The organism is Peribacillus loiseleuriae, from assembly GCF_001183985.1.
GTDB lineage: Bacteria > Bacillota > Bacilli > Bacillales > DSM-1321 > Peribacillus > Peribacillus loiseleuriae.
Window position 1 is genome coordinate 3,418,161 of the sequence record NZ_LFZW01000001.1, and the last position, 23,931, is coordinate 3,442,091.

A 23,931-nucleotide genomic window follows, 5' to 3' on the forward strand; every position below is an offset into this window, starting at 1 on the left:
CAAGCAATGTATAAATCCTGCGCTTTCTAATTTCCTTTTTTAAGAATAAATCCATCCAGTCCATTAGAAAGCGCTGGTTTATTTATAAATCATGTGTAAATTCTTGATTAAGCATTTAGTAATTCTTTTGAGATTTTCACAACATTTTCTGTAGTAAAGCCAAAGTATTCTAATACAGATGCTCCGCTACCAGATGCTCCGAATGTGTCAATCGATAAGATTCTTCCTTCATGGCCGACAAATCGTTCCCAGCCAAGAGAAATACCCATTTCTAATGCAATACGTTTCGTAACGGAAGCCGGTAATACTTGTTGTTGGTATTCTTTTGATTGGCTATTGAAAAGCTCCCAACTTGGGATTGCCACAACACGAACCGATACATTTTCTTTTTCAAGTTCTGCTTTCGCACTAGCAGCAAGCGATACTTCAGATCCTGTAGCCATTAAAATAAGATCTGGATTTTCATTTGTTTCCGTTAGTACGTATGCACCTTTAGAAAGACTCTCAATATTGCCTTTTGTTTCTTCAAACACAGGCAAGTTTTGTCGGCTTAGAACTAACGCAACTGGACCATCCACGTTTTGTAATGCATATGCCCATGCACTTGCTGTTTCATTGGCGTCACTTGGACGGATCACTGTAAGGCCAGGGATCGCACGAAGAGCCGTCAATTGTTCGATTGGTTCATGTGTTGGACCATCTTCTCCTACCGCAACGGAATCATGTGTAAACACATATGTTACTGGAAGTTTTGATATTGCAGCTAAACGGATAGATGGACGTAAATAATCATTGAAGACAAAGAATGTACTAACAAATGGTTTTACGCCTCCGTGAAGAGCCATCCCGTTACCTGCTGCTCCCATTGCGTGTTCACGAACACCGAAGTACACATTACGACCAGCAAATGATTCAACAGCAAATTTTGCTTCGCCTTTAATATCCGTCATTGTCGAACCTGAAAGATCTGCACTTCCGCCAAAAATAGATGGAACTGTTTTAACAAAGTGGTTAATGGCTTGTCCACTCGCCACACGAGTTGAAACGTCTTTATCTGTGTCAAAAGTTAAAATGTCTTGTGCTTCAATTAGCACTTTTCCATCAATCGCATCAGAAAGTTCACTTGCCAATTCTGGACAAGCTTCTTGGTAAGCTGTAAATAATGTATTCCATTGTTCTTCTTTTTTGCCACCAGCTTGTTTTAACTCTGCAAAATGAGCTTTTACTTCTTCAGGTACGTAGAAATCTTCTTCATAATTCCAGTCATACGCTAATTTTGTCGCTTTCGCTTCTTCTGCACCAAGTGGGTTACCATGTGCTTTATTCGTTCCAGCAACTTTCGGGCTACCGAAACCAATAATCGTTCTAACTTCGATTAAAGTTGGTTGATCTAGGTTTTGTTTTGCTTCTTCAATCGCCTTTGTGATTGCTTCAACATCATTTCCATCTTCGACACGTAAATACTGCCAATTAACAGATTCCGCACGTTTTTTTGTATCTTCACCGTATGAAAGGTTTAATTCTCCGTCTAGAGAAATGTCGTTTGAATCATATAAAGCAATTAATTTTCCTAGTTTCATATGACCTGCCATAGACATCGCTTCATACGCTACACCTTCCATTAAGTCACCATCACCTACTAGTGCATACGTAAAGTGATCTACTACTGGGAAGTCTTTTTGATTAAATTTTGCTGCTAAGTGTGCTTCTGCCATCGCCATTCCAACTGAAGTTGCAATTCCTTGACCTAATGGACCTGTTGTTGCTTCAACACCGTCTGTATGGCCCACTTCTGGGTGACCTGGTGTTTTACTGTTAAGCTTACGGAAGTTTTTTAAATCCTCTATAGAAACGTCATAGCCTGTTAAATGAAGCAAGCTATATAATAAACTTGAGCCATGTCCTGCAGATAGGACGAAACGATCACGATTAAACCATTTTGAGTGTGCAGGATTATGATCTAAATGATTGGCCCATAAAGCATACGCCATTGGTGCTGCACCCATAGGTAGTCCAGGATGTCCTGAATTTGCACTGTTTATTGCATCGATTGATAGAGTACGAATCGTATTAACGGCTAAAGTTTCAATATTATGTGTCATTTTATTATCCCCCTGAATGATCTTTTATTTGTTAAACAAGTACAGCTTCCTTTTTCGAGTCCACAGTTTCTTCATCTAACCACCATTTAAAACCGGTGTTTTGTAATAATTGATCTGCTTCTTTTGGCCCGTAAGATCCGGACTCATAATGTGCGAGCGGCACAGAGCCTTCAGAAAAGGCGTCGATAATAGGTTGTACCCATTCCCAAGCCAATTCTACTTCATTCCAATGGGCAAAGAATGTGGAATCACCACGAAAAGCATCATAGATGAGTCTTTCATAGGCTTCAGGTACATCTTTATTATTGGAAGTGAAATTGACTTTTATCGGTTCGACTTCTCCAGTCATTGGGTGTTTGCTATTTAATTGTAATGTAACATTTTCATTTGGATTGATTTCAATGATTAAGAGATTCGGAGCCACTTGTTCATGTTGATCCTTATATAGATCTTGTGAAGAATCTTTAAATTCAATAACAATTCGCGTAGACTTTTCTTTCATTCGTTTGCCTGTTCTAATATAGAACGGCACCCCGCTCCAAAATGAATTATCAATCCATAGTTCAGCGGCGATGAAGGTGTCATTCATAGAAGTAGGGTTAATGCCTGGTTCTTCTAGATAACTTTTCACCGGCTCTCCACCCATTTTACCTGACGTATATTGCCCACGAATGATGTGTAATCCGACCTCTTCTTTTGTTAATGGTCGAAGAGATTCCATTACTTTTCTTTTTTCATTCCGTATGTCAGTTGCGCTAATTCGGTTTGGCTTTCGCATAGCTGTCATCATTAACATTTGTAACATATGATTTTGAAACATATCTCTAAGTGCACCTGATTTATCATAATAGCCTGCTCGTTCTTCAACCCCAACCGTTTCACTCGCAGTTATTTGTACATTTGCGATGTGTTGATTGTTCCAAAGCGTTTGCAAAACTGGGTTCGCAAATTCTAAAGCTTCTAAGTTTTGAACCATTGGCTTACCAAGATAATGGTCAATTCGATATATTTCTTCTTCCTCAAACGCTTTCGTTAAGTTTGCATTTAAGAGGCGTGCTGATTCTAAATCATGCCCAAAAGGTTTTTCAATAATCAGACGTTTCCAGCCCTTTGTAGAACCTAATCCGCTTTCTTTTATATTCAAAGCAATGAGATCGAAAAACTCAGGACCAACAGAAAGATAAAACATTCTATTTTCAGGAATATGTAATTCCTTTTCTCTCTGTTCAACAAGGTCACGTAATGATTGATAGTCTTCCATCTTCGTCGCATCAAATTGACTATAGCGAAAAGCATTAAGAAAATCTGCCAAACTAGTTTCATCATCTATTATACTTCTAGAAAAGGTTTGCAAAGATCGTTTCACATAGGCTTGTAAATCACTATCTGACATCTCTTTCCTTCCTACAGCGATGATCGAGATTTTTTGAGGCATTTTTTGCTCTGCATATAAATTATACAAAGCAGGGAAAATTTTCCTCTTCGCCAAATCCCCCGTTGATCCGAATAAAACAAAGGTCATGGACTCCATCCCTTTATTCCCCCTTAATTAACAAAAACATGGTTGATATCTTTGTACTTGGATATAGTTCATCAAGAAAAATTTACCAGGTACTCTTTATTACATGAGTTACTTTATATAACCATGTTATACCTTGGATCATTTATAGTCAAGTAATTTGTGTCTACTTTGTGAACTTAGTTCAAGCTGTTGCATGAATTTATTTTCCGAAGCAACACCTAAAATAATACACAATAGGCACCACATGATCAATTTATTATTATTTGTAAACCACTAACAAAAAGTTTCGTTTTGAGTAGCCCGTGAAAAACGCCGACTTCCTATTTTTCATGAACGGTTTTTAATCACGACACTCTTTTCAGCGTTTAAAGTAATCACAGCATTTGCCATTTGATTAAACAAGCCATTTTCAACAACACCTGGAATCATATTAAGTTTTTGTTCTAATGTGACGGGATTTAATATATTGGGAAACTTAGCGTCAATGATATAATTCCCGTTATCGGACTGATACGGATTGCCATTGCTATAGCGAATTTTCGTTTCCGCCCCTAATAAACGAATCTGTTCGTTTGTCATTTCCACACCAAATGGGACTACTTCAATCGGGAGGGGAAACGCTCCTAAATGGTTTACGATTTTAGCTGGATCAGCAACAACAATAAATTTCTTTGCAGCTCTAGCGATAATCTTCTCTCTCAAGAGCGCTCCGCCACCTCCTTTCATTAGATTTAATTGCGAATCCACTTCGTCTGCTCCATCAATCGCTACATCAATCTGATCAATCTCTTTTATGTTAGCGAGTGGAATCCCACATTCAATTGCTAGTTTTTCTGTTTCGACGGAAGTGGGGACTCCTTTTATAGTAAGTCCTTCTTTCATTAATTGTCCAAGTTTAATAATCGTATAATAAACGGTCGAACCGGTACCAAGCCCCACAGTCATGCCATCTTTTACAAATTCAACTGCTTTTTCACCTACGATTTTTTTTTCAATCACCGTTCTCGCTCCTAACATCATGTTTTCGGCAACGCCTTGTACCAACTTTAGAAATCAACTTTCGTATTGTTTTTTAAAGCACATTCTCCACTATACATTTTTCAAATATATTTTCCAGCATATTTTTGTGTTTGAAACAATAAAAAGATATAACATCTTTGATTTGTCGTATTAATTAGAATATATGAATTACATTAATAATAACATAGTAATTTTATATAACCTATTTTTTCGTTACTCATTTTTACTAAAATCTATAATAATGGCATTAAACATACATTTAAAAAGTATTATGTGTTATTATATGATTACATAGAATATAATTTATTATCGTTCAAAAACATTATTAGTTACTATTTGTTCCCTATGTGATTTGAAATATACTAAAGATATGAGGTGAGAAAATATGATTGAGGAAAAACAAGAAGAGAAGCTGTGTGAAAAAGTAGAACAGTCATATCACTTATTAGGAAAAAAATGGATAGGTTTAATTCTCTACACTTTAAAGGATGAGCCAAAAAGATTTAGCGAAATCGCTACTTACATCCCTAACTTAAGTAAGCGAGTCCTAAATGAACGAATTAAGGAACTTGAGGATAGCGGCATTGTTATTCGTAATGTGATTGCAGATCGCCCCATTCGGACTGAATACTCTTTAACTAAAAAAGGGACCGAATTAACGAAAGCGCTTACTTACTTTGAGAATTGGGCTGAAAAATGGCTATAATGAACGGGCAGCATCTTCTTATCGGATAAGGAGATGTTTTTTCAGCTGTCAACATGCACTTTCATTCTAATTTAACAAACGTCGGACCATTCAAGACATTTATTCATTCACTGAATGTGCAACTAATTTTACTCTACTCATACTTATCACTCGATTCAACTCACACCTTTTTTTAGTTTCTTTAAAATCCCCCTATCTGCTTCTTTCACGATAAAAAGAAAAAAACAGCGAATCCGTTCGCTGTTTTTTCTTAACTTAATGCAATTTTTTCAAGTAGACTGCTATCAAAGGAATCGCTCTTTAGCATCTCAATTTCGAATTTGTATGGAGCTTTCTTATTTTTCTTATCTTCACCAACGAATGGTGTTTCAAGAATCTTCGGAATCTCCGTTAATTGTGGATGATGAACAATATAGCGCAACGCACGAAAACCGATATGGCCAAAGCCAATGTTTTCATGGCGGTCTTTACGCATGCCACACTCGTTTTTACTGTCATTAATGTGTAACACTTTCAAACGATCAAGTCCAACAATTTTATCGAATTCATTTAAAACACCATCAAAATCCTCGATAATATTATACCCCGCATCGTGGACATGGCATGTATCAAGGGTAACCGACAATTTATCATGAAGTGCAACACCGTTGAATATCATCGCTAGTTCTTCAAAGCTTCTACCGCATTCAGTTCCTTTTCCTGCCATTGTTTCCAGTGCTATTTGCACCTCTTGATTGGACACGAGCACTTCATTTAAGCCTTCAATAATTTTCTTAATGCCTTCGTCCGCTCCAGCACCTACATGCGCACCAGGGTGAAGCACAATTTGTTTCGCCCCCAGTGCCGCCGTGCGTTCAATTTCACTTCGCAAAAAATTCACACCTAGTTCAAAGGTTGCCGGGTTTTGCGAGTTTCCGATGTTGATGATATACGGGGCATGTACAATAATATCGGTAATCCCATGTTCTGCCATATGTTGTTGCCCGGCTTCAATATTCAATTCTTCAATTTTCTTCCGTCTCGTATTTTGAGGAGCGCCCGTATAGATCATAAACGTGTTCGAACCATAAGAAACAGCTTCCTCGCTCGCTCCAAGCAACATATCTTTCCCGCTCATCGAGACATGTGATCCTAATTTCAACATCGTATCCCCCTGACTTTTATCCCGGTTTAACAGGCTGCAATACCCCCACTTCAATTTTCGTGGGAGAATCAAGATAAAATAGGTGAAGGATAAATAGCCTGTACATCCCCGATCGATTCAACTAACCATCAGTGGGAGAGATACCCCTCCCACTGATGGAAGCCTCACTTTATTTCTTTTTTTGTAAGCGACGTTCTCGTTTTTTGAAACTTTCAACTTCACGTTGAACTTTCTTTTTATAACCTGGCTTTACTTTGTTCGGCTTTTTCACCATTTTCTTTGCTTTTTCGTCGATTTCATTTCCTTGTTTTTTACGGTTTTTTCGTTTATTGCGAGTATCAATTTCTGCCCATTCGCCATTTACGATATCCGTATCATGGAAAGTGATACCTAATTTTTCTAGTCGATTCAATGCATCTTCGTCAGAAACATCATAGATGGTTGCAGCGATTCCAGAATAGCCAGCACGTGCCGTTCTCCCTGTTCTGTGGATATAGAAGTCAAGATCTGACGGAAGCTCATAGTTAATGATATGCGAGACACCTTCAATATCAATCCCGCGAGCTGCCAAATCTGTCGCTACAATATATTGGTATTCCAAGTCATTAATTTGCTTCATCATTTTCTTGCGATCACGCGGTGAAAGATCACCGTGAATTCTGCCGACTTTTAATCCCTTTTCAATAAGAGCATCCGCAACAGTGTCTGCCATTTTCTTTGTGTTTGTAAAAATAATCGCTAAGTAAGGATTATATTTTACAGCCAAGTCGTGTAACAACTGCGTTTTATTCCGATGTTTTAACGGCACAAGGACATGTTCAATCTTCACCGCAGCCGCTTGTTTTGGATCGACTTGGACATGCTTCGGGTTATTCATATATTTTTTCATAAATGGCTTTAATTTCTCAGGTATGGTCGCTGAAAAAAGAAGCATTTGAAGATGTTGCGCCATTTTCGAAGCAAATTTGTCAACATCTTCTATGAAGCCCATGTCGAGCATTAAGTCCGCTTCATCGACCACAAGTGTATTTGCAGTGAAAACGCGAAGTGCTTGGTCCGCTACCAAATCTTTAATTCTTCCTGGTGTACCAATTACGAGCTGTGGTTGGTTTTTCAACTTGTCAATTGTACGTTGCTTATCAGTCCCGCCAATAAAACAGCGAACTACAAGAGGGGCTTCCTCTGGAAAATGCTCAGCTATCTTAAGTGCTTCTTTATAAATTTGGGTGGCAAGCTCACGTGTTGGTGCTGCAATAATCGCTTGCACTTCTTCTTTTGTACTATCAAGTTTGTTCATAATTGGGAGTAAATACGCATGAGTTTTCCCCGTACCTGTTTGCGATTGACCAATTAGACTTGTCCCTTTTAGAACAGCTGGAATCACACGTTCCTGTATTTCCGTCGGTTTATCAAAACCTAATGCCTCCACGGCCTCTATCATATAGCTTTGCAACTTAAATCGTTCAAAATTGTTTTGCTTCATCTAAAAACTCCTTTAAATCGTCAGGCTTTCCAATCTTCATCAGAACCTTGACATATCTATTTATTATAGTTTAAGAGTGGTGTAATACGCAAGTATACGTATATTATTCCATAATAATGATGTGTCGAATGGAAATGAACTATTCAGTTTATACATACACTTTTTAATAGGTCACCCAAAACAGATAACCTTTTTCCTTCCAATGCATAATTTATATGGAACACGCATCGAGGGTAATTTATTAGAAAGGAGTGACAATATGCCTCCAAATAGAATGTTCGGGCAGGGCCGTGGGAACGGAAATCCGCAATCCTTCAGAGGACAAAATGGATTTTCTGGGCCGGCTAACTTTCCCCCTCCACAGGCTAGAAATACTATGAGACCAGGGGCCGGCTTCGGGCAAGGACAAGGACAAGGAAACCGTTCACAACAACAACCTTCGTCGGGTGGACTATTATCCAAGCTATTAGGGAAAAATAAAAACCAATCTTCTAAAAATCCATTCGCCCCACCTTCTGCAGCTAGTCAAGCAACAAGAGGAGCAGCGGCACAAGCAGGTGCCGGTGGAATTCTGGGAACGTTGAAAAATCCAGGTGCACTTTCAGGCATGTTAGCTAACACACAAAAGGTATTACAAGCAGCCGAACAAGTGACGCCGATGATTCAGCAATACAGTCCAATTGTTAAGAATATCCCCTCCATGTGGAAGATTTTTCAAGCCCTGAAAAACTCAGGCTCGGCTGATTCAGCTGAAGAAACACCAAAGGAAACTGTTGAAAATATCACCGACCCTTTAACAGAGAACACAGCTGTCAAGGAAGAAGAAGTTCAAGAAAAGAAACCTCGAAAAAAAAGAACAGTATCAGGTGATTCGAGCCCTAAATTATATATCTAATTTGAATGCAGACCCCCTCTGCATTCTTTTCATTACTTTAGCTTTTAGTGTGTGTTCAAAAAGGAGGATAAAAAGAGCCGGGAAGTTCGAGGAACAATCGTCTCAAACCTTTCGCGTATACAGGAATACGGGAGGATCGGACTTGAACAGAACGCGCGCAAATCATTTATGAGCTTTGATACCATTCGCACGCTTTTTTACCGATTTGTTTGAACAACCTCTTTTAACTTACCAACATTCTTTGTAATATCTCGTAACCTCTTATATAATATTAATTGTATACATGGATTTCTTTTTCCATATAAGGAGGAACCACATTGAAAGTAATTAAAATATCACCGCGCGGCTATTGCTATGGCGTTGTGGATGCTATGGTGATCGCTCGTAATGCGGCTTTAGATAAAACATTACCACGACCGATTTATATACTAGGAATGATTGTTCATAATAAACATGTGACAGATGCTTTTGAGGCGGATGGAATCATTACGCTTGACGGAAATAATCGAAAGGAAATTCTTGAGAAAGTGGATGGTGGTACCGTCATTTTCACTGCTCATGGTGTCTCTCCTGAAATTAGAAAATTAGCCACTGAAAAGGGACTTGTAAGCATTGATGCCACTTGTCCGGATGTTACAGTCACCCATGATTTAATTCGGGAGAAAACAGCTCTTGGCTACCAAATTATTTATATCGGGAAAAAGAACCATCCTGAACCAGAAGGAGCTCTTGGAGTTGCACCAGGTATGGTCCATTTGGTTGAATCGGTTGCAGATGTAGAGAAGCTGACACTGAAAGACGATAAAATCATTGTCACGAACCAAACAACAATGAGTCAATGGGATGTTGTCGAGATTATGGACAAAGTGAAAGAGAAATATCCACATTGTGACGTGCACAAAGAAATTTGCATGGCGACCCAAGTTCGTCAAGAAGCCGTCGCTAAGCAAGCAGGTGAAGCTGACGTTCTGATTGTTGTCGGAGACCCTAAAAGTAATAACTCCAATCGCCTTGCACAAGTATCCATTGAGATTGCCAACACGCGAGCTTATCGAATCGCTGATCTTTCCGAGCTTCAGTTAGACTGGTTAAAAGACGCGAAAACAGTTGGTGTTACTTCGGGTGCATCCACCCCAACACCCATTACGAAAGAAGTCATCACATTTTTAGAGAAATATGATCCTGAGGATGAGTCGACTTGGGATACGGAAAAGAAAGTACCCTTAAATAAAATCTTGCCGAAAATCAAGCAAAAGTCTTAAGGTAAATACCAAAACGAGGCTATCTCATTACAAAAGGGTCAGACCGTACATCTACTATATATCGTTTATGTGACATGTAAATGACACAATAAACGGTGTATAAAGTGTAAGGTCTGGCCCTTTTTTAGACAACCTCATTTTAATTAGAGAAACGTAAATGGATCCGTATGAATTTCCGAGGCTATAAATTCAACAGATAGTCCTTGCACACCGCAGCGAGCAGCCATGACGTTCGCTACTCCCTTTTTCATAACCTTTTCCACATTATGCCCCGGATCAATAATATTTAATCCCATCGCTTTTGCATCGTGCGCGATATGATAATACATATCACCCGTTACATACACATCGGCACCTTTGAATATCGCTTGGGTGAAATACTTATTTCCATCTCCACCTAGAACTGCGACTTTTTTTACCAATGTCTGACGGTTTCCTACCATGCGGACCGTATCAACCTCGAGTGTCTTCTTCACATGGCCCGCGAATTGCTCAAGTGTCATTTCTTCTTTCAATGTACCAATCCTACCGAGACCCAATACTTCCCCTGTGTTATCTAGCTCATATAGATCATAAGCAGGCTCTTCATAAGGATGTGCCTTGATCAGAGCCGAGAGAAGTTTTCGCTCAATCGTCTCAGGATAAATCGTTTCAATTCGTACCTCAGCAACACTTTCGATGATTCCTTTTGAACCTATCGTCGGATTACTTCCCTCTTGCGGTAAAAATCTGCCCGTTCCTTCCATCGAAAACGAACAATCACTATAGTTGCCAATCGCACCTGCTCCAGCTTTGCCAATTGCTACTCTCACTGTATCCGCAGTATCCACTGGAACATATACGACAAGTTTCTTCAGCTTCACTTCATGTGTAGGTACGAGCACTTCCGGATTTTGCAACTCTAATGCATCAGCCAATAAATCATTTACTCCTCCTTTTGCCACGTCCAAATTTGTATGCGCAGCATAGACCGCGATGTCATGCTTAATTAACTTTTCAATCACTTGGCCGCTTGTTTCCGTCATATCAATTTTTTTCAATGGACGAAAAATAAATGGATGATGCGCAATAATTAGCTCGGCCCCTGCCTCGATTGCTTCATCAACCACTTCTGGAACTACATCAAGGGCAATCAATACTTTTGTTACAGGCCTTTTCAAACTGCCGATTTGGAGGCCGATCGGATCGTTTTCCATAGCTGCGTATCGCTTAGGTGAAAACTGTTCAAATAATTCAATGATTTGGTAACCATTGGCTGTTTTCATATCCCAAGTACCTCCTCAAGCTTTTGAAGCTGATTCATTAATTCCTGACGCTTGCTGTTTGTTGCAGCATTCTGACTCTTTTCATCCATCTCTCTGATAATTCTTTGCCAATGTTCCTTTTCTAATTTCCACTTTTTCAAAAATACTTCATGACGCTCCTCCATTAAAAATGGTCCAAAAAGCAGAGCCGATTCAGCATGATTTGCATATGGCTTGGCAGGTAGTCCTCGTTCAGCAATTAATATTTCGTAAATTTTCCCATCCTCTTCAAGAATTTCTTCATTCACCAATTCCCAATCATTTTCAAGCAGCCACTGACGGACCATATTTGACCCCACATTTGGCTGAAGAACAAGCCTCGTTACGGCACCAAGCTTATCTTTCCCATTTTCAAGAATGGCAGAAATTAATATACCACCCATTCCAGCAATTGTGATGCATGTTGCCTCATCAGACACTAACACATCAAGGCCATTTCCTAACCGTACATCTATTTGATCTTCTAATTCCGTCTGCTTCACTTGTTTTTTTGCCGATTGAAAGGGCCCTTCCACTACTTCTCCCGCAATTGCTTTTGCGGATATCCCTTTCTGAACCGCATAACAGGGCAAATACGCATGATCTGATCCGATATCAGCCAACACGCTCCCTTTTGGTATATATGTAGCAACTCGTTCTAATCTCATCGACAGTTTTTCATGATTCATAGTTATCATCTCTCTTTTCAATTTAAAGCCAAACACATTGGCATCGTACATAAAGTATAACAAATATTGATAAGAACTGCGATTATAAGAAAAACTCAGGCAATAGCATAAGCCAAGCAAGCTAGGGCCTGAACTTAGCACTCACCATACACTTATAATCTGAATGTATTCCCTTTTTTAGAGGGCGCCTCTTGGTCAATATTTTTTCGATTAATGCAATAACATCTGTTTCATATTTTGCATTACCAATTCTTTTCGCACTTGAAACAGGAATAAATTTATTTATCTTTGACATTTTTAACACTAAGCGAATATAATTGTTACCATCAAATAAAGTTTCCTTAAGGAAACTTTATCGGTCAAACCAAAAAAGGAGGTTGCCAAATTCATGGCTAATTCGAAGGGACTGACACAATCTGCTTCTCATTCATTAAGTGGAGATGCTAAAGGTATGAAACGATTGCTGCCTTTTTTAGGCCCTGCTTTTATTGCAGCTGTCGCATATATTGACCCTGGTAATTATGCTACAAATATAGCAGCCGGTTCGAAATATGGTTACACATTACTATGGGTCATTTTCGCTTCTAATTTAATGGCTGCATTAATCCAAACCATGTCAGCTAAATTAGGAATCGCGACAGGAAAAAATCTCGCTGAGGTATCCCGTGAGCGATTTTCAAAAAAAACTTCCATCATGTTATGGATCCAAGCAGAAATTGTTATTATGGCTACAGACTTAGCTGAATTTATCGGCGCAGCTCTCGGCCTATATTTACTTTTTGATCTTCCACTCATAACGTCTGCAATTATTGCTGCTATCGGTTCATTTGCTATTTTAGAAATTCAAAGAAGAGGCGTACGTACATTAGAGGCAGTTATTACAGGAATGATTTTTGTTGTCGTGATTGCATTTGGTATTCAAGTCTTTTTTGCACAACCTGATACTTCTTCTGTTCTTTCAGGACTCTTTACACCTAAATTTGAAAATGTAGATAGCATTTTAATTTCTGCTGGGATGCTTGGAGCGACTGTTATGCCACATGCCATTTATTTACATTCTGCTTTAACACAGAATAGAATAGTCGGAAAAAATGATAGTGAACGAAAAAAAATCTTTCGTTTTGAGTTAGTTGATGTCATGATTGCTATGCTCATTGCCGGCGCAATCAATGCTAGTATGTTAATCGTAGCTGCGGCGCTTTTTCATAAAAATGGTTTATTCGTCGAGGATTTAGATGTCGCTTTTAATCAATTTAGCGTATTACTCGGTCCTTCTGTAGCGATATTTTTCGGTATTGGCCTATTATCGGCAGGACTTTCAAGTTCTTCTGTTGGTACGATGACGGGTGATATCGTCATGCAGGGTTTTATCAAAAGAAGAGTACCGATCTATTTAAGACGAATTATTACGATGATTCCGCCGTTAGCAATCATTATGATGGGTGTTAACCCATCTAAGGCTCTCGTTATGAGTCAAGTAGTCCTTTCTTTTGGAATCGCGTTTGCTTTAGTGCCATTAATCATGTTTACGAGTAACCAAAAAATTATGGGTAATCTTACAAACCACCGAATAACAACGATAATCGCTTGGATTGTCGCGATCTTAATTATTTGTCTCAATTTATTTTTATTGTATTCTACCTTATTTGGATAACTTTTATTGTTACACGATTACACGAACCATCCATGCCGGAAACTACGTATAGTCAAAAGAGCAGATGCCCAAATTTTATTGGAATCTGCTCTTTTTCAATTTGACGCGTATATTCTCGAGTTGACGTATAATTACATTCTTTCGTCGATGTTCTATTTTACGGAACTCGCTGCGTGTGAGATGGTTCACCCAAGTGGATCCGTCAAAATTCTTGCCTTATGAGAGAATTCCTAAAAAAACAGCAGCATTCCATATAGAAATGCTGCTACCCGCTTACATTATTTCAAACCATGAATAAATTCCGCCATCGCATCGATACTACCTTCTGGAATCAATCCTGCTGGCATTGGGCCTTTACCATTTTTGATGACATTTTTGATTTCATCCACTGATAAATGATCGCCTACGCCAGCTAATTTAGGACCCACTCCACCTTCATAGTTTCCTCCGTGACACCCAATACAACTTTTAGTTTTATACAGTTCCTCTGGTGAAGCAGCAACTTGCTCCCCCGTCTTTTCGCCACCGCCTTCTGCTTCCTTAGCGATGTTTTTTGCATCACCAAGCCCCTTGAAAGAAAGCATGAACATCAAGCCAATTCCAAGCACCATAATAAGAATAAATGGAATAACTGGATTGCGTTTCATAGAATTACCTCCCTATGTATTACTATTCTGTCCATAATAAATAAATATACAGGCATCTTTAGTTTACTAGAAAAAAGAAATAAGGAAAAGACCTAAACACGAATAACTTATATAATTTCTTATTTAAGGCAAATTTATCCTGTCTCCGATAAAGTATTTATAAACTTATAGAAAAAAACAATGGAATATTTTTTATTTTCAAAAATTAATGTATAATCTAACTATGATGTAAAAAATTACTGTTAATCCCAATATTCCCGAAACTAGGAAATATATCATTTTCAACTTTTTACCTAAAACAAACCAAATCACACAATTGACAATTAAAAGTACATATAGGACGATTGCTTGTCCAGAAGCCATGTACTCAGCAGTTTGTATCGTCGCTAACAGTAATACAATCGTGGAACCAATAAGTGGAAACTGATATTGAATATTGTTCTTATAAAATAATAGGGTACAGATAATTAGAGAAAAAAGTAAAAAATAGGTCAGACCCATTTGCAAACCATCAGCAAATTGAGTAAAATAATTCAAAAATAGAGTAAAAAATAAAAGGAGTACTACGATGCCATAAAGATAATTTGCTTTTTTTCTTGAAGTTGTCCTAGTTGAGTTGGTAGGATTCACTTCTTCACCGCCGCTGTAAAGCACGAGTAAATAATCACAATATTGTTCTGGCAGTAATCTGTTCCTTTTCCAGTAAATAATTTCTTGGATAATGACTTTCTTTCGCGTCTCGTTCATATACGCACATCCTAAAGCAATCGTTTATTAACTATATCGGTAGATTACATACATTCTTTAGCCTGAGCGCCTTTATGTGCTAGTAAACAAAATAAAGGTCAGACCCTCCATCTATATATCGTTTAGATGACACAATAAACGATATATAGAGTGTTAGGTCAGACCTTAGGTTTTTAAAAAATCTACATGAAGGGATATCTTATTCTAAGAAGTCTTTCAAACGTTTGCTTCGGCTTGGGTGTCTTAGTTTACGCAGTGCCTTCGCTTCGATTTGACGGATACGTTCTCTCGTAACACCAAATACTTTGCCTACTTCTTCAAGTGTGCGTGTACGACCATCATCAAGACCAAAGCGAAGACGAAGTACGTTTTCTTCACGGTCTGTTAGTGTATCCAGAACATCCTCAAGCTGTTCTTTCAATAACTCGTAGGCAGCATGCTCAGAAGGTGATGTCGCATCTTGATCTTCAATGAAGTCACCTAAATGGGAGTCATCTTCTTCCCCAATTGGCGTTTCTAGTGATACTGGCTCTTGTGCAATTTTCAAGATTTCACGAACTTTTTCAGGAGTCAAATCCATGTCTTCAGCAATTTCTTCTGGAGAAGGTTCTCGGCCAAGATCCTGAAGCAATTGTCTTTGAACACGAATTAACTTATTGATCGTCTCAACCATATGCACAGGAATCCGAATCGTACGTGCTTGGTCGGCAATCGCACGAGTAATGGCTTGGCGGATCCACCATGTGGCGTACGTACTAAATTTGAATCCTTTACGATAATCAAACTTCTCGACAGCTTTAATCAAACCCATATTTCCTTCTTGGATAAGATCTAAGAAGAGCATTCCTCGGCCTACATAGCGTTTAGCAATACTTACTACTAGTCGAAGGTTCGCTTCAGCTAAACGGCGTTTTGCTTCTTCATCGCCTTCTTCGATACGCTCTGCAAGGGATACTTCTTCTTCGGCAGATAATAAATCCACTCGGCCGATTTCTTTCAAATACATGCGAACAGGGTCGTTAATTTTCACCCCTGGTGGTACACTTAAATCGTTTAAATCAAACTCTTCTTCTTTTTCCAATTCTTGAACATTTGGATCATCCTCGTCTTCTTCCTCACCATCCGTAAGAATTTCGACGCCATGCTCACCTAAAAATTCGTAGAACTCATCCATATGATCTGAATCTAGTTCAAAACTCCCGAGTCGCGCTGCAATCTTTTCAAGGGATAATGACCCTTTCTTTTTCCCTAACTCAAGCAATTGTTCTTTCACCTGATCAAGATTCAAATCATTATTGTCAACCTCTTTGGAACGTGCTGATTTTTCAGCCATTTGTTCCCCTCCTTCCAAAACTTACACAATTCAACCAACTATAATAATTTTCGTAATTGAATAATTTCCATACCAATCTCTGCCGCTTTAAGATGATCACTGCGGCGTTCTGCTTCTTTTCGTTCTGCTTCTTTTTCTTTTATCATTAACATCTTTTCATATTTCAACACTTGATTTAGATAATCTGTCAGCTCTTTGTCGGTAACTTCCTCATTCACTGACATCATTTCTATCTCAGAAACAATTCTTCTCAAGTTTTGATCAGGCAGGTATGTTAAGAAAAAACTCGCATCAGGCTCGTGGCCATCTTCATAAAATGCATATAAGTACGTAATAATCGCTTGATGTTCATCTACATGAAAAACGGTCGTTCCGAGCAGCGCTTGAATTTTCGCGGTGATTTCCCTGCTTTTTAACATATGGGCAATCATCATTCGTTCAGCGTTATAATGAGCGGGTCTAAGCTTTCGCTCATATTGTAAAGAATTCATTTTAGGAGGAGCAGGCGAAGTAATATTCCCTTTCTTTTTTTCCGAGAAAAAAACTTGCCGTTGTTGCTGCTCTAGCGCATCCAATGAAAGGGAGAATTCAGAAGAAAGTTGACGCAAATAATGATCTCTTTCAACCGGATTTGCAAGCCTTGAAATCTCCTGTAGTATATCTTCAATATATTGAATGCGATCTCCTTCATTATTTAAGTTTTTTCCTTTACGAAGGAAAAGCATTTTAAATGCCATATGTGTCAAACTGGCCCCTATTACTTCAGAATTAAAGCTTTTCTCGCCATATTTCTTTATGTAGTCATCGGGGTCAAGTTGATCAGGCATGACGGCTACCTTCACTTGAAATCCGCTTTGAAGAAGCATATTTAGTGACCTGTTTGCTGCGTTCATTCCAGCGGAGTCTGAATCATAGCATATCAAAACCTGGTCGGTATTCCGCTTAAGCATTTGAATATGCTGTTCAGTCAAGGAAGTTCCCATTGTTGCTACCGATTGTTCAACACCTGCACGGACAGCTGAAATGCAATCAGCAAATCCTTCAAATATGACAACTTGTTCTTTCTTCCGAATATGTGGCCTTGCAGTATGAAAATTATACAAAACCTGACTTTTATTAAATACCGGTGTTTCGGGACTGTTTAAATATTTCGGCTCATCCTGACCAAGGGCTCTCCCCGAAAACGCAACCGTATTACTTTGATGATCCATAATGGGAAACATGATTCGATTTCGAAAACGATCAAAGTAGGTGCCATCTCTTTCTCGTAAAATGGTCAAACCAGCTTTTTCTAAAAGCTCCGGCTCATATCCCCTCTTTGTGAGGAATTTATACACAAAGTCCCACGAATCCAATGAATAGCCAATTTGGAATTTTTCGATGGCTTCTTCCGTAAATCCCCGTTGAAGTAAATATTCTAATGCGTCTTGCCCCTCTTTTGTATTGACAAGGAGATGATGATAGAATTTTTTCAAAAGATCATGTGCTTCAATAATCTGTTTAGATTCAACCGGGATCTGAGGGCGAGATGATTCTTGGTTTATTTCGACATCTAATGGGATATTTCCTTTTTCAGCAACCTTTTTGGCGGCCTCGATAAAGCTGTAGCCTTCAATATCCATTAAAAAAGTAAACACATTGCCACCTGCTCCACAGCCAAAACAATGAAAGATTTGCTTATCAGCTGATACTGAAAAGGAAGGGGTGCTTTCACCATGAAACGGACAAAGGCCGAAATAATTTCGCCCTTGTTTTTTTAGCTGGACGTATTCGCCAATTAAATCGACGATATCCACAGCTTCTCGGATTTGATTTAATTTTTCATCTTCTATTCGGGCATTCGCCATATTTTCACCTTACAATTCGGTGTTTGTTCTTAATTCGACACAGATCCGTCATTTCCTGCAAAGTTCGACAAAATTTCCATAAGTTTTTCAACATATGCTTTTCTGTCTTCCTTTGTAAACGATTTAGGTCCTTTTGTATGCTTACCTTGCCTGCGAAGTTTGGCAGATTGATAACGCATATCAAGAAGTGACATAATTTTGTCCTCTGTATATTCCTTTCCACGAGGAGAAAGCACATAAACTCGTTTAGCGAGCAGGGTTCCGGCTAATCCGATATCAGCAGTAATCACGATATCACCTTTTTTTACGGAATTTACAATTTGAAGATCAGCTGCTTCTTTGTCTGCATCCACATAGATCCATTCACCTTCAGGATCATTCATCATATTTTTATATGAAGCGACAAAAACAACCGAAACATCAAAAGGTTTTGCACAGTGCAATGTTTCACTTTTTACGGGACACGCATCAGCATCTACATAAATCGTTGGTTTTTCATTCATCATAAGTACTAATTCTACATCTTTCTGCATAATCCTTTTTTCTCCTTCGATTCTTTGCCGAAAAGAACATCTGTCGAATTTTATCATGATGAATTCCTTGACATTCTAATATTTATAGTTTATTCCGTATTAATTAATACTAAACCTAAAATTTCGTTTTTCTCACAATTTTTTATTATAGTACAATTGTTTAAAAGTTGCCACCATTTCACCTTAAAAAGCTTGGAATCACACGATTGAATTCTTTTTCTATTAGTTTAAAATCTGTTGGAAGAATATTGGGTGCAAAACCCACTACGTATTCATTACTTTTTTTGTGAATAAAATTCTTAAACCATAAAAAGGAGCCGCCATTTGATATAGCGGCAAACGTTTATTTGCGATTATTTATTATATTAATGATGGTGTTAGCTGTTTCTTCCACCGCTTTATTCGTCACATCAATGATTGGGCAATTCAAGTTTGCAACGATGCTATCAAAATTCTTAAGTTCTTCTTTAATCCGTTCTACATTGGCATAAATCGCATGATCACCTAACCCAAGCGATTTTAAGCGTTCTTTACGAATCGTGTTCAGTTTTTCAGGACTGATTTTTAACCCAAAACATCGTTCTGGAGGAACGAGATACAACTCTTCCGGTGGGTCAACTTCAGGAACAAGTGGAACATTCGCAACTTTGTAACGCTTAAGTGCCAAATATTGTGATAAAGGTGTTTTCGATGTTCTTGAGACACCAACAAGAACAATATCAGCTCGAAGAATGCCACGCGGGTCACGGCCATCATCATATTTTACCGCAAATTCAATCGCTTCAACTCGTTTGAAGTAGTTATCATCAAGTTTGCGAACAAGCCCTGGCTCATTGAGTGGCAATGTTTCAGCTCGCTGCTGAAGCATGTCCATAAGCGGCCCAATGATATCATATGCTAATACGTTTTCCATTTCAGCCTGTTCTTTCATATATGCTCGAATATCCGGTTTTATGAGTGTATACGCAATAATTGCCTGATTTAAACTTGCAAGGGCAATCACTTCATCCACACCTTGTTCATCTTCAATATACGGAATTCGTTTTATTGAAAAATGATTAGCTGAAAACTGGCTGGCTGCTGCCTTTGTGACAAGTTCTGCTGTTTCACCAATTGAATCGGAAACTACAAAAATAATCGAACCTTTCATTTCTTCCCATCCCCCCTAAAGTCTCTAATAGCTTTCATCAGCTAAAGCAACGAAAGCCTTGGCTATATTCGTTTTAGTGATTCGTCCTACCACTTCTAATCCACTTTCAACTTCTTTCACGACCGGTAAAGCATCAATCTGCTTTTCAATCAATTTCTTAGCGACGTCGATCATTAAATCTTCCTTTGTACACATCGTTATGTTCGGCATTCTTGTCATAATAATATTTACAGGAACCGTAGCCAACTCCTGCTTTCCGATGCTCGCCCTTAATAAATCTTTACGTGAAAGAACGCCAACAAGCAACGCATGCTTATCGACAACAAACATCGTTCCCACATCCTCAAGAAACATCGTTACAATGGCATCATAGACCGATATGCTTTCATTAATAACGACTGGAATCGATTGATAGTCTTTCACATAAATATTATTCAAACTATCGGTTAGGAGCTGAGTGCTAGATTTACCTGTATAAAAATAACCTACCCTTGGCCTTGCATCGAGAAATCCAGCCATCGTTAAAATAGCTAAATCCGGCCTAAGTGTAGCTCGAGTCAAATTGAGTCTATCTGCAATATGTTCTCCGGTAATCGGTCCATTTTCTTTGACAATTTCTACAATCAATTCTTGGCGTTTATTTAATTGGATTTTAATCACCACCCTACTGCTTAAGCAGAGAAACCTATTAAGCTATACTATTAGTCATTATTATATACCATTTAGAAGAAAAGAGCACAGAAATCAATATGTAACATGGCTTAAACCGCCACTATTTAGTTTAACTTGCCATGTAATCGATAACTTGTTAGATACGTTTCATTCCCTTTCTTTCTTAAAAAGGGCGTAAACCATTCGGTTATCATAATCAGAAAAGACTTAAAAGATGCACCGTCATTTCATAATAGATGACCGGTGCATCTTTTAATTATTATAAGGATAAAATTTTATTCAAGCTGGCAAAGCTTTCTGCTAGCTCACTAATTTCTTTCATGAGTGATAAGCGATTTTCGCGAATAGAGTCTTGCTCCGCCATAACCATTGTATGTTCAAAATATTGCTCAATTTCCGGCTGAAGGGACACAAGTAATTGGAAGCGAATTTCCTCATCATTTGTTTCGCTGTATCTAGAAGCGACCTCTTGGTATTTTTCATACAATAATGTTTCTTCTTTATTTTCGAATAGCGACGGATCGATTATTTGCTTCTGCTCACACTTACTGGCAATATTTATTACTCGGCTTAACGCTTCGATATTCTTTTTAAATTCAGAGCCGTCTTTTTCTTTTTCAAGCACTAAAGCCCGCTCTACTAGGGCTGATACGTTGCCAATCTCGTTTGTTAGCAGTGCATCAATCAAGTCATAGCGAATGCCTTTTTCAGTTAATAAATGCTTCACACGTGCTTTAAAGAATTGCAACAGGTCCGCTGAGATTTCAGAAATGTCTCGTTTAACAAGACTGTGCGCTTCCATTTCATCTAGAGCGTATGTGAGTAATTTCTCTAGAGATATCGACCACTTTTTCTCTGTTAAAATTTGAACAACGCCGCTAGCTTGCCTGCGTAATGCATATGGATCTTGAGAGCCTGTAGGTATGACGCCAATCGAAAAGAACGAAACGATTGTATCAATTTTTTCAGCAACACTTAAAACTGCTCCAATTGGCGATGGCGGAACACTGTCCTCTGCATGTCTAGGCATATAATGCTCATTAATTGCAGCTGCTACTTCTTTTGGCTCGCCTTTTAATAATGCATATTTCTCTCCCATATAGCCTTGCAATTCAGGGAATTCATAAACCATATGACTCACTAAATCAAACTTGGCAATTTCCGCTGCACGTAAGGCAAGCTCTTTCTGCTCTCCAAGTTCTACCTGATCTGCAAGAATACCAGTGAGCTTTTGAACACGGACTGTTTTTTCAGCCAATGTGCCAATTTCTTCGTGGTACACAATGGATTTTAACTTTTCTAACGCAGTTGCAATCTCTTTTTTCTTATCTTCTCGATAAAAGAAATCAGCGTCAGATAAACGAGCACGAAGCACTTTTTCATTCCCTTTTGAAACATTATCAAGATGTTCTGCGTTTCCGTTACGAACAGTCACGAAGTGGGGCAGCAACTTGCCGTCTTTACTTTTAACAGGGAAATAGCGTTGATGTTCTTTCATCGAAGTAATCAAGACTTCAGACGGCAGCTCCAAGAATTCCGCTTCAAAATTCCCAAATAAAGCAGTTGGATATTCCACTAAATTATTAACCTCTTCAAGTAGTTCTTCATCAACAGGAATCTGCCAACCGTTTTCCTCTTCAATCTTATGAATTTGATCGAGAATCAACTGCTTCCGTTTTTTCGGATCTGCCATGACAAATTGTTGTTCTAGCGCTTCTTCATATTGATCAGGTGTGATGACTTCTACAGCTTCTCCAAGAAAACGATGCCCTTTTGTCAGGCGACCTGTTTCCACTCCCGCAATTTCAAATGGAATCACTTCGCCACCGAATAGTGCAACGAGCCATTTAATTGGGCGAACAAAGCGGAGATCCTGATTAGCCCAACGCATATTTTTCGGAAATGAAAGGCTTATGATAATCTCCTTCAATTCTGTTAATAATTGGAGAGTCGGCTGTCCTTTAATAAACTTATTAACATGAACATACTCCACACCGTTAATCTCTTTAAAATAGATATCCTCGACCGTCATTCCTTGACCTTTTGTAAACCCAATTGCCGCCTTAGACCAATTTCCTTCTGCATCTTGAGCAATTTTCTTAGCAGGGCCTTTTGCTTCTTCCTCAATATCGGCTTGAGCCGTTGCCACGTCTTGGATGTAAAAGGCTAAACGACGAGGTGTTGAGAATATAGAGACCTCTCCAAAAGGTATCGCTTTTTTCGTTAACCATTTTTGCACTTTATCAGACAATTGTTCCATCGACGCTGTAACAAATCTTGCAGGCATTTCTTCTAATCCAATTTCCACTAATAAATCTTGCTTACTCATAGCTTAGTTCTCTCCCTTCTGCTTTAAAATTGGGAAGCCTAATTTTTCACGCTCATCATAGAAAGTTTTCGCTACCTTACGAGCTAAATTACGGCAGCGTGCAATATAGCCTGTTCTTTCCGTAACGGAAATGGCCCCTTTTGCATCCAGCAGGTTAAACACATGCGAACATTTCAACACATAATCATAAGCTGGGTGTACAAGTCCGGCTTCCATTTGTGCGTGCGCTTCTTTTTCATACATCGTAAATAATTGGAATAGCATCTCTAGATTTGACGTTTCAAAAGTATATTTTGAATGCTCATATTCCGGCTGTCCGTAAATATCCCGAACGGTAAAGCCGTTTGTCCATTCAAGATCAAAGACATTTTCTTTTTCTTGAATATACGACGCCAACCGTTCAATTCCATAAGTAATTTCGACAGATACTGGTTTACATTCTAATCCACCGACTTGTTGGAAGTAGGTAAATTGAGTAATTTCCATCCCGTTCAACCAAACTTCCCAACCTAATCCGGCACACCCAAGTGATGGGTTTTCCCAGTTATCTTCTACAAAGCGAATATCATGTTGAAGCGGGTCAATTCCGAGTGCTTTTAAGGAGTCAAGATACAGTTCCTGAATATTATCTGGTGATGGTTTCATAATTATCTGGAATTGGTGATGCTGATAAAGACGGTTTGGGTTCTCACCATAGCGTCCATCTGCAGGACGCCTTGATGGCTCAACGTAAGCAACATTCCATGGCTCAGGCCCGATTGCCCGCAGGAATGTGTATGGACTCATCGTCCCGGCCCCTTTCTCGACATCGTATGCCTGCATTAAAATACATCCTTGCTCTGACCAATGCTTTTGCAGCGTTAAAATCATATTTTGAATGTTCATACTGCTCCTCCATTACATGTTATTTTTT

The 23,931-nt window shown here is 38.7% G+C and carries 20 protein-coding genes; 4 read left to right on the forward strand and 16 right to left on the reverse strand.

Features of this window, described 5'->3' with window-relative positions; all coding sequences use genetic code 11:
- Positions 1-107: 107 nt before the first annotated feature.
- The 3 genes from tkt to rpiA all read right to left on the reverse strand — a co-directional run bounded on the left by tkt (position 108) and on the right by rpiA (position 4,623).
- Entirely contained in the window at positions 108-2,102 is a 1,995-nt protein-coding gene (gene tkt, locus AC625_RS15925) for a transketolase (RefSeq protein ID WP_049682172.1), read from the reverse strand.
- A gap of 31 nt (positions 2,103-2,133) precedes the next feature.
- On the reverse strand, positions 2,134-3,633 hold the full coding sequence (zwf, locus tag AC625_RS15930) for a glucose-6-phosphate dehydrogenase (RefSeq protein WP_049682173.1): 1,500 nt from the start codon (positions 3,631-3,633) through the stop codon (positions 2,134-2,136).
- Positions 3,634-3,951: 318 nt separating this feature from the next.
- Positions 3,952-4,623: a ribose-5-phosphate isomerase RpiA gene (rpiA, locus tag AC625_RS15935; RefSeq protein WP_049682174.1), complete on the reverse strand. Its 672-nt coding sequence runs from the start codon at positions 4,621-4,623 to the stop codon at positions 3,952-3,954.
- Between the two features lie 406 nt (positions 4,624-5,029).
- Between rpiA and AC625_RS15940 the strand changes: the two genes are divergently transcribed.
- Positions 5,030-5,350 carry a winged helix-turn-helix transcriptional regulator gene (locus tag AC625_RS15940; RefSeq protein WP_049682175.1) on the forward strand — a complete coding sequence of 107 codons (321 nt, stop codon included), beginning with the start codon at positions 5,030-5,032 and terminating at the stop codon, positions 5,348-5,350.
- A 250-nt stretch (positions 5,351-5,600) separates the two neighbouring features.
- On the opposite strand, the gene AC625_RS15945 is transcribed toward AC625_RS15940, so the two are convergent.
- Complete coding sequence (locus tag AC625_RS15945; protein ID WP_049682176.1) at positions 5,601-6,494, reverse strand: deoxyribonuclease IV; 894 nt, start codon at positions 6,492-6,494, stop codon at positions 5,601-5,603.
- 169 nt (positions 6,495-6,663) lie between these two features.
- Positions 6,664-7,977: a DEAD/DEAH box helicase gene (locus AC625_RS15950; RefSeq protein ID WP_049682177.1), complete on the reverse strand. Its 1,314-nt coding sequence runs from the start codon at positions 7,975-7,977 to the stop codon at positions 6,664-6,666.
- Between the two features lie 259 nt (positions 7,978-8,236).
- Here AC625_RS15950 and vrrA point away from each other — a divergent pair, with 259 nt between their 5' ends.
- Both vrrA and AC625_RS15960 read left to right on the forward strand, forming a co-directional pair.
- On the forward strand, positions 8,237-8,872 hold the full coding sequence (gene vrrA, locus AC625_RS25155) for a VrrA/YqfQ family protein (protein WP_053178116.1): 636 nt from the start codon (positions 8,237-8,239) through the stop codon (positions 8,870-8,872).
- 317 nt (positions 8,873-9,189) lie between these two features.
- Complete coding sequence (locus tag AC625_RS15960) at positions 9,190-10,134, forward strand: 4-hydroxy-3-methylbut-2-enyl diphosphate reductase (protein WP_049682178.1); 945 nt, start codon at positions 9,190-9,192, stop codon at positions 10,132-10,134.
- A gap of 143 nt (positions 10,135-10,277) precedes the next feature.
- On the opposite strand, the gene AC625_RS15965 is transcribed toward AC625_RS15960, so the two are convergent.
- Together AC625_RS15965 and AC625_RS15970 are read right to left on the reverse strand one after the other, a co-directional pair.
- Complete coding sequence (locus tag AC625_RS15965) at positions 10,278-11,399, reverse strand: Nif3-like dinuclear metal center hexameric protein (protein ID WP_049682179.1); 1,122 nt, start codon at positions 11,397-11,399, stop codon at positions 10,278-10,280.
- A complete protein-coding gene (locus tag AC625_RS15970; protein WP_049682180.1) occupies positions 11,396-12,106 on the reverse strand; it encodes a tRNA (adenine(22)-N(1))-methyltransferase in 711 nt (236 codons plus the stop codon). The genes AC625_RS15965 and AC625_RS15970 overlap by 4 nt, the downstream gene beginning before the upstream one ends.
- A 388-nt stretch (positions 12,107-12,494) precedes the next feature.
- On the opposite strand from AC625_RS15970, the gene AC625_RS15975 reads away from it, so the two are divergent.
- Entirely contained in the window at positions 12,495-13,760 is a 1,266-nt protein-coding gene (locus AC625_RS15975; protein WP_049682181.1) for an Nramp family divalent metal transporter, read from the forward strand.
- 278 nt (positions 13,761-14,038) lie between these two features.
- On the opposite strand, the gene cccA is transcribed toward AC625_RS15975, so the two are convergent.
- The 9 genes from cccA to glyQ form a co-directional block, all read right to left on the reverse strand.
- Positions 14,039-14,407, reverse strand: a complete 369-nt coding sequence (cccA, locus tag AC625_RS15980) for a cytochrome c550 (protein WP_049682182.1) — start codon at positions 14,405-14,407, stop codon at positions 14,039-14,041.
- Positions 14,408-14,605: 198 nt separating this feature from the next.
- Complete coding sequence (locus AC625_RS15985; RefSeq protein ID WP_049682183.1) at positions 14,606-15,154, reverse strand: hypothetical protein; 549 nt, start codon at positions 15,152-15,154, stop codon at positions 14,606-14,608.
- Positions 15,155-15,353: 199 nt separating this feature from the next.
- A complete protein-coding gene (rpoD, locus tag AC625_RS15990) occupies positions 15,354-16,487 on the reverse strand; it encodes an RNA polymerase sigma factor RpoD (RefSeq protein ID WP_028391833.1) in 1,134 nt (377 codons plus the stop codon).
- Positions 16,488-16,525: 38 nt separating this feature from the next.
- The gene (dnaG, locus tag AC625_RS15995; protein WP_049682184.1) at positions 16,526-18,334 is read right to left on the reverse strand and encodes a DNA primase; all 1,809 of its coding nucleotides are present in this window, start codon (positions 18,332-18,334) and stop codon (positions 16,526-16,528) included.
- A 29-nt stretch (positions 18,335-18,363) separates the two neighbouring features.
- On the reverse strand, positions 18,364-18,867 hold the full coding sequence (locus AC625_RS16000) for a YaiI/YqxD family protein (protein ID WP_049682185.1): 504 nt from the start codon (positions 18,865-18,867) through the stop codon (positions 18,364-18,366).
- A gap of 343 nt (positions 18,868-19,210) precedes the next feature.
- A complete protein-coding gene (locus AC625_RS16005; protein ID WP_049682186.1) occupies positions 19,211-20,017 on the reverse strand; it encodes a pyruvate, water dikinase regulatory protein in 807 nt (268 codons plus the stop codon).
- A gap of 24 nt (positions 20,018-20,041) precedes the next feature.
- Positions 20,042-20,680 (reverse strand): transcriptional regulator CcpN, encoded by a 639-nt coding sequence (ccpN, locus tag AC625_RS16010; protein ID WP_049682187.1) that lies wholly within the window; start codon positions 20,678-20,680, stop codon positions 20,042-20,044.
- Positions 20,681-20,948: 268 nt separating this feature from the next.
- Positions 20,949-23,018 (reverse strand): glycine--tRNA ligase subunit beta, encoded by a 2,070-nt coding sequence (glyS, locus tag AC625_RS16015; protein WP_049682188.1) that lies wholly within the window; start codon positions 23,016-23,018, stop codon positions 20,949-20,951.
- A 3-nt stretch (positions 23,019-23,021) separates the two neighbouring features.
- Complete coding sequence (gene glyQ / locus AC625_RS16020) at positions 23,022-23,903, reverse strand: glycine--tRNA ligase subunit alpha (protein WP_049682189.1); 882 nt, start codon at positions 23,901-23,903, stop codon at positions 23,022-23,024.
- Positions 23,904-23,931: the final 28 nt, after the last annotated feature.